The organism is Colwellia sp. MB3u-4, from assembly GCF_014077065.1.
In the GTDB taxonomy this organism is placed as follows: Bacteria; Pseudomonadota; Gammaproteobacteria; order Enterobacterales; family Alteromonadaceae; genus Cognaticolwellia.
The window spans coordinates 63941-72033 of sequence record NZ_JACGVE010000082.1 but is presented as its reverse complement, the minus strand read 5'-3'; the positions used below and the strand labels follow the sequence as shown (position 1 = coordinate 72033).

General features: G+C 40.6%; 5 protein-coding genes and 1 pseudogene. 3 read left to right on the top strand and 3 right to left on the bottom strand.

Annotation, left to right across the window (positions count from 1 at the left end):
- Nucleotides 1-936, top strand: a pseudogene (gene pheA, locus H4J61_RS13100) (prephenate dehydratase); the annotation flags it as partial.
- 132 nt (nt 937-1068) lie between these two features.
- Here pheA and H4J61_RS13095 read toward each other — a convergent pair.
- The 3 genes from H4J61_RS13095 to H4J61_RS13085 all read right to left on the bottom strand — a co-directional run bounded on the left by H4J61_RS13095 (nt 1069) and on the right by H4J61_RS13085 (nt 6006).
- Nucleotides 1069-1470, bottom strand: coding sequence for a hypothetical protein (locus tag H4J61_RS13095; RefSeq protein ID WP_182185354.1), 402 nt, complete (start codon nt 1468-1470; stop codon nt 1069-1071).
- Nucleotides 1471-1849: 379 nt separating this feature from the next.
- Nucleotides 1850-4951, bottom strand: coding sequence for an efflux RND transporter permease subunit (locus H4J61_RS13090; RefSeq protein WP_182185353.1), 3102 nt, complete (start codon nt 4949-4951; stop codon nt 1850-1852).
- Nucleotides 4948-6006: an efflux RND transporter periplasmic adaptor subunit gene (locus H4J61_RS13085; RefSeq protein ID WP_182185352.1), complete on the bottom strand. Its 1059-nt coding sequence runs from the start codon at nt 6004-6006 to the stop codon at nt 4948-4950. Before H4J61_RS13085 ends, H4J61_RS13090 begins: the two co-directional genes overlap by 4 nt.
- A 221-nt stretch (nt 6007-6227) precedes the next feature.
- Between H4J61_RS13085 and H4J61_RS13080 the strand changes: the two genes are divergently transcribed.
- Nucleotides 6228-6974 carry a hypothetical protein gene (locus H4J61_RS13080; protein ID WP_182185351.1) on the top strand — a complete coding sequence of 249 codons (747 nt, stop codon included), beginning with the start codon at nt 6228-6230 and terminating at the stop codon, nt 6972-6974.
- 122 nt (nt 6975-7096) lie between these two features.
- Nucleotides 7097-7693, top strand: coding sequence for a hypothetical protein (locus H4J61_RS13075; protein WP_182136025.1), 597 nt, complete (start codon nt 7097-7099; stop codon nt 7691-7693).
- Nucleotides 7694-8093: the final 400 nt, after the last annotated feature.

Here is an 8093-nt window from a genome sequence, read left to right as displayed (position 1 = left end):
ATTGAAGATTCCGTGCTTAATCAGCAGGCTTACCTGCAAACCTTAGCCAATCCAAATATACAAGAGCCATCAGTTAGTGTCGCTTTTCTTGGTGATAAAGGTTCTTACAGTTACTTAGCAAGCCATCGTTATTTTTCTCGCCGTGCAGCAAAAATTATTGAAAGCGGTTGCCAGAGTTTTGCTGAGATTATGCAGCAAGTTGAATCTGGCTCGGTTGACTATGGCATGTTGCCAATAGAAAACACCAGTTCAGGCAGCATTAATGAAGTTTATGACGTACTGCAACATACCAACTTGTCGATTGTTGGCGAAATAACTCAACCTATTGAGCACTGCCTACTGACCGCCGTAAATACCAAACTTAATAAAATCAAAACCATTTATGCCCATGGTCAGCCATTTGCGCAATGTAGTAACTTTTTAGATAAACAAAGTGATATTCGCATTGAATACTGTGAGAGTACGGCTGACGCCATGGCTAAAGTCTATCAATTGCAAGACGACAGTGTTGCTGTTATTGGTAGCGAAGAAGGCGGTAACTTGTACCAACTTCAGGCGTTGGAAAAACAGATAGCCAACCAAATTGAAAACCACAGTCGCTTCATTTTAGTGGCGCGTAAACCTATTGAGGTGGCTGAACAAATCCCAGCAAAAACCACCTTAATTATTGCCACTGGCCAAAAGCCTGGTGCATTAGTCGAGTGCCTACTGGTACTGAAAAACAAAGGCATTAATATGTGCAAACTTGAGTCTCGCCCAATTCAAGGGCGACCTTGGGAAGAAATGTTTTATGTCGATGTAGAAGCCAATTTGAAGCACTTAGCTTTACAAGAGGCGATCAGTCAAATCACTGAACAAACAAATTTCATTAAAATTCTAGGTTGTTACCCTATCGAACACATTAGCCCAACCAGTGTCCCAAGTAGCGCACTCATATAAGCGCTAATGCTTAACATAATCAAGGGCAGATAAACTGCCCTTGATTAATACATCTACTTTATAAATGCCTAGTTCTAAATGCTTGCCTCTCAATGCTTATCACACTCTACCGCTTAATCTCAGTTCAGTTTAAACAACTCGTAGTTTGCGATTTTTTAGCCGAAAAATAATAGCACTAAACACTAAGATAAATAATATTGGCATAGCGGCGAACATAACAGCTGAAAACATAAACTGCCCCATTAACAAGGTTAAGCTAATAAAGCACATTGTTGGTAATAATAGCCAAAAAGTGTGTTCACTGGCACATAATTTAAAACCTTTATGCATAAAAAACAGTAACAATATACTGACAATACTTGCGGTAATAGCCGTCACTGCACCAGGGTAATAATCAAGCATAAAATCAGTATGAGGGTGAAGTATGCTGGGTACTGGCGCCCAATTACCGATTTGAACCAACCAAATTAATGAACCCGCAATTAGGCAACCAAAATTAAAAGACCAAAGTTTTTTATTAACCTTAAACATCAATATTTCCCAAATTTATTATTATTATTTTCCCTATTTATATCCCAAGTATAGTTTTTAATCAAGACGTCTGGTTTTTATACAAAAAATAGTCAGCAGCAATTTAGCCTCAGTGTTTGGTTGATTAAGTTTACTCTGCTTTAAATGTAGAAAAGTCCCTATAACATTACTGCTATAGGGACTTTTTGAGACTGGCGCTATTGAGTAGCAATTGAAATAAATAATCGATCGTTTAAGATAGCCTAAACAGCCAAGCACTATCTTGCTTACCATCACAATAGCCAGTGATTGCTCAATCAAGCGCCTGACTCTTAACTATTTGTTTTTACTTATCATGGCTCACTGCTTTAATTCAACTGGTATAATTCAACGGGTATAACTACATTTTCTCTATAGCCGCTTGAGCTTGCTGGTGCTCAATTTCTTTAGTGATCACTTGTGGTGAGCCGGTATTGCGGCACAGCCAATAATAAGCCCCAGGTACAACAAATAAAGTAAAAATACTGGCCAATGATACACCCGCGAAGATCACCACGCCGATCACCATTCTACTTTCAGCGCCAGGCCCCACCGCGAGCACTAATGGGATAGCACTGGTGACTGTGGTAAATGTGGTCATCACAATAGGTCTTAAACGTTGCGTGGCGGCAGTGATCAATGCTTCTTCAAAGGCGATGCCTTTATCACGTAACTGATTGGCAAATTCAACAATTAAAATACCATTTTTTGCCGCTAAACCAATTAACATCACAATACCAATTTGACTGTATATATTCAGACTCATTCCCATCAGTTTCAGGCCGGCTAAAGCGCCAACTAAAGCTAATGGCACAGTTAACATAATCACAAAAGGATGAATGAAGCTCTCAAATTGGGCTGACAATACTAGGTAGGTTATCACTAAGGCCAAAACAAAAATAAAGGCGATAGAGTTACCTGATTCTTGTAATAATTGCGACTGGCCTTTGTAGGCCACTTGCGCTTGTTCAGGCAAATGTTCAGCAACCGCGGTATTTAAAAACGCTAAGGCATTACCCAAGGCATAGCCTGTGGCTAAGTTAGCACTAATAGTGACACTGCGCAGGCGATTGAAACGATTGAGTTGCGACGATGTGGCACTCTCTTCTATCGTGATCAAGTTCGACAGAGGCACCAATTGATTACTGACCGTGGAGCGAACAAAAATATTATCAATGTCTTTAGGGTTTGAAAAATCATTTTTCTCGCCTTTAACCACCACATAATACTCTTCACCGCGCTCAACGAAGTTAGTCACGCGGCGTTGACCCAACATAGTTTCAAGGGTGCGGCCAATATCACCCACCGACACGCCTAAGTCGAAAGCTCTGTTGTGATTAATATTAACCAGCAATTGTGGATAGGTTTCTTTGTAGTCACTATCAATACTGTGCAGGTTGGGGTTTTCTTGCGCTTTAGCAATAATAATATCACGCCACTTTGCTAACTCTTCATAGGTGTTACCTTGCAGAACAAATTCAACCGGTGATGAAGACCCGCCGCCACTTAAGCCTCGGCGCATCATAGCAAACGCTCTAACATCGGTTACTTTGGCGAGTTCACCATTTATTTTATTAATAAATTCGAAGGTATCCGTAATGCGATCTTTCCAAGCGGGCATACCCACAATGGCAATACCACCCGAACCACCAAAACCTGGCACACGTACAAGCACTCGGTCAAGCTCGCCACTTTGTTGATGCACGAGTAATGCTTCTTCTATTTGCTGCATATTTTTAACGTTATTTTCATAACTTGCCCCTTCTGCACCACTCATCATGACGAAGAAGTTTCCGCGATCTTCTTTTGGTGTGTACTCTGAAGGTAATTGATTAAATAAACTGTAGACCGCAAATAGCGACAAAATAATCACAATACATATCATCAGGGGTTGATGGATACTGGCTTTTAACGAACGCCCATAAGCCGCTTCAAACTTAGCAAAACCTCGATCCAACTTTTGACCAAACGATGAGCTACGTTCCTTATGTTTTAACATTTTTGAACACATCATTGGCGTTAACGATAATGCCGTTAAGCTAGAAAAAATAACCGCTGCCGCAATCGCAATCGCAAACTCGGTGAATAATCGTCCGACATTACCTGATAAAAAGATTAATGGCACAAACACCGCAACTAGCACTAAGGTGGTCGCAATAACCGCAAACGCTACTTCTCGCCCGCCTTCGTATGCCGCGAGCAACGGGGTTTGCCCACGCTCAATACGGCGGTAAATATTTTCCAGTACTACAATGGCATCATCAACAACCAAACCAATGGCTAGCACCATGGCCAGTAGGGTCAATAAGTTTATTGAAAAACCAAACCACGATAGCACCATCATGGAACCAATTAGCGCCACAGGTACGGTAACAGCGGGAATAAGTGTTGCTCTCACGTTACCCAAAAATAAAAATATAACCAATACCACCATGATCATGGCAATAGCTAGTGTGCTATACACTTCGTCAATTGAGCCTTGAATAAACACTGATGAGTCATAGCTATTAGTGATCGTGGTACCTATTGGCAAGCCGCCACGAATCGACATCATCTCTTTTCGCGCCGCTTTAACTACTTCTAGGGTATTGGCTTTTGACTGTTTAATAATGCCCAAACCCACCATGTTTTTGCCATTACCACGAAACATGTTTTCTTCATCTTCCGCCGCTAAATCAATTTTAGCCACATCACCCAGATAGACCAATGATTTATCATCATTACGCGCGACCACCATAGTGGCAAAGTCATCTTCGGTTAGATAACTGCGTTCAACACGAATCGAAAAATCTCGGTCGATTGATTCCACTTCTCCCGCCGGTAATTCAACATTTTCAGCACGTAGGGTTTGTTCTATATCATTAACAGTGATACCTCTAGCGGCCATTGCCTTTCGGTTTAACACCACATTCATCGCATAGGTTCTACCGCCACCAACTTGCACGCGTGCTACACCATCAACCACAGAAAACCTGTCAACAATATAACGTTCGGCGTAATCAGTTAGCTGTAATGTGCTCATTACCTCGCTTTGTAAAACAAACCAAACAATGGCACTTTCATCATCATTTGCCTTAGAAACTTCAGGCGGTTCAGCTTGTTCTGGTAGGTTGTTTAACGCGCGCGAAATTCTGTCACGCACATCATTTGTCGCGGCGTCAATATCACGGTCTAGTTCAAATTCAATTGAAATATTAGAACGGCCCACTCGGCTAGAAGAGTTGATGGATTTAACCCCTTCAATACCGCTAATTCGATCTTCCAGTATTTGCGTGATTTTACTTTCGACAATGGCTGCAGACGCGCCAGGATAAGAGGTATTAATACTCACTACCGGTGGGTCGATATCAGGATACTCTCGAAGGGGTAAGGTTAAAAAAGCGACAATACCAAAGGTGATCAAGAGTAAATTGATTACTGTGGCAAAGACAGGGCGCTTAACTGACAGGTCAGATAAAATCACGATTTATTCCCTATGGTATTAACACTAGTACCATCACGTAATTTTAAGGCGCCTTCGACAACCACTTCTGTGCCCACTTCTAGACCACCAATAACCTCAACAAAACCACGGTAGCGACGACCAATATCTAACGATTTCTTAATGGCTTTACCCGCTTCAACAACAAAAACAAAATGCTGGTCTTCAATCGGAATAATGGCACTTTCGGGTATCTGTAATATTTGCTCAACTTTGCGTACCACATGCAAATTTAACAACATGCCCGCACGTAACTGATTATCAGCATTGTTAATTTTTGCACGTACTTTTAAGGTTCGTGTGACACTGTCGATGCGAGAGTCTATCGAGGTGACTTTGCCAACAAATACTTTGTCTTTATAAGCTATATTGTTCGCTTCTATGCGCTGACCAATCGCTACGGTAGTTAAGTAACGCTCTGGAATTGAAAAATCAACTTTAATAATACTCAGATCATCTAAACTGGTGATCACATCGCCAACATTAATTAACGCACCGAGACTAATTTCGCGAAAGCCTAAGATGCCTGAAAATGGCGCTGTAATAGTAAGTTCCGCTAGCTTTATTCTGGCACTGAGTAGTTGTGCTGAAATGGCCTTAGTTTTTGCTTCTTGTTGATCAACCAGCGACTTAGCGGTGGCTTTTTGTTTGTACAAATCTTGAAAACGATTGAGTTGCGCAACAGACTCGGCAAGATTAGCCTGAAGTTCTTCGACTTTAGCCGCTTCCTCTTGGCTATTTAGCCGTACTAAAATGTCATCTTTTTTAACCGTTTCGCCATCTTGAAATAGAACTTCAGCAACAACATCTGAATATTTACTGGTAATGTACACCTGCTCATTCGCTCGTGTCGTACCAATGGCCTCGACGGAATCATTAAAATCAACGAGATCGATTTTAGCCGTTTTTACTGCGACAACACGTTGATACTTTTCGTTGTTGGAGGTCTTTTCAGGCCATTGTAAATAAACAACTAAGGCAATTAACATTCCAACCAGTAATAACAAAGGTAAGCGACGACCAATGGCAGTAGACATAAACAAAACTCTCTAAAATTGAGTAAATTACAGTAACATTATTATAACTTAGATACTGACAGCACTGGAGACAACTTAGCCTAGGATTTAAGGCTTTGGTCGCAAATTAGAAAAAATATTTAACTTTGTACTTATTAAGATATAATTTAATAAGACATAAACCAAATGAAGTATAGCGAGTATGCGCGATACTTCATTTTTACATTTTAAGGATTGAACTCGTGAAAATTATAGCCTCAATTATTATTGTTTTATTATTACTTAGTGGTGGTGCTCTTTGGTTTTTAGCAGGAAGCTCACTTAATGGCTACATTAAAGGTCAAATTGAGACGGTGGGCAGCAAAGTCACTGAACAAACGGTTACCGTAAAAACCGTAGATATTAAGCTCGCTAGCGGCGCAGGTAGTATTTTAGGTATTAATTTAGCCAACCCTAAAACTTATAGCCAACCAAACGCTTTCGCTTTAGAGGAAGTAACGCTTGATATTAATTTAGAAAGTTTAGCCTCATCACCTATTATTATTGATGCGATCATCATCAAATCACCGCAAGCATTTGTCCAGTTCACCAAAACCGGCGGCTCTAATATTAAAGATATTCTCGATGCTATCAAGCGTAATACCCCTGAAGCTGAGGCAAGTGCTGCCGACACTAATACGGGTGAAGAGCCTAAAATAAAAGTCAGTAAAATTATCCTTGCTGGCACGGCGCTAACACTTGATTTAAGTGCTTTTGGTAATAAAGCACATAGTGCCACGTTACCAGATATCACATTAAATAATGTCGGTGGTGAAACTGGTTTGCCGGCAAGCCAACTCGGTGCCGAGATTGTTAAACAAGCATTATCTCAAATTTGGCAACAAGCAAAAGCCACGCAAAAGAAAAAGTTAACCGACAGTGCTAAAGAGAAATTGAAAGAGAAGCTGGAAGAAAAAGCTAAGAAAAAACTGACTGACTTATTTGGCTAGTCTTAATTTTTAGTGGTCTTAAAACTCAGCCAAAATTGGTCAAAACTAGCCAAAATTAGTCAGAATTAGCCACTACATTTGGCTGAGTTTACAAAAGACAACAAATCACAGGACACCTTGTAATGAAAGTAAATAGCCGATTAACCCTACTAGCAATGCTTTGCATTTTGTTGTCATCGCATGCCGCTATAGCAAAGCCATTAGAGCTCAGCGTTATGTTCGGTAAAATATACGGTCCTGACTTGGTTACCAGTGACAATAGCGATATCAATATTGACTCTGGCAATAACATGGCTGTTGGTATAGCGTGGCAAGCAAATGTTAATGGCCAAGGCCAGATACTTTTGAACCGTGTTAGTCATGATTTTATTGGCGAAAATCAAGCTAATAATGAGCTAGATATCACTTATGCACATTTTAATGGCATCGCTTTGTACCGTCAGCAAAACTATGTAACGACTTTGAGTTTAGGGCTAGGTGGTGCTTATTTCGATGCCGAACAGGGTAGTGAAGAACTGTATCCTTCTGCCAGTGTCGCCGTTGGTACTCGCTATGAAGTCTCTCAGCAAGTGGCCTTAGTGACCGAACTACGCGCCTATGCCACCTTAATTGATGAGGATGACGCCATGTTTTGCCAGCAGGATATTTGTAGCGCAAACTTTAGCGATTCGCTCTGGATAGATAGTTCAATTGCGGTCGGAATCGCCATCAAATTTTAGCTTGATAAACCCTTAAGTCACTGGCCAACATGCGCCTGTTCTTAACTTGAAGCTGTTACTCTTCGCAATATATAACAGTGTAAAAAGTAACAGCTTTATCAAAAACCTCTAAAATCTCAATCACTTACTTTCATTACCATGCAGCGAGTCCATACCTATTGTAATATTTTAACTCACCCTCTGCTAAGCCGGCACAGCTATACCTTATAGTCGTGTAATCATAACGGTATTTGTTGCTTTAATGAGTAAGAGGGGATAATCAAACGACAAGCTATAAAGCCTACTTATCCATTCAGCTATTACTACTTAAACTATGACCAATTAAGCTATTATCAAAAATGTAAGCCATGATCAAAAAAATCGCAGAGAATATAATTCATCGGCGATTTTGTCTCTACAT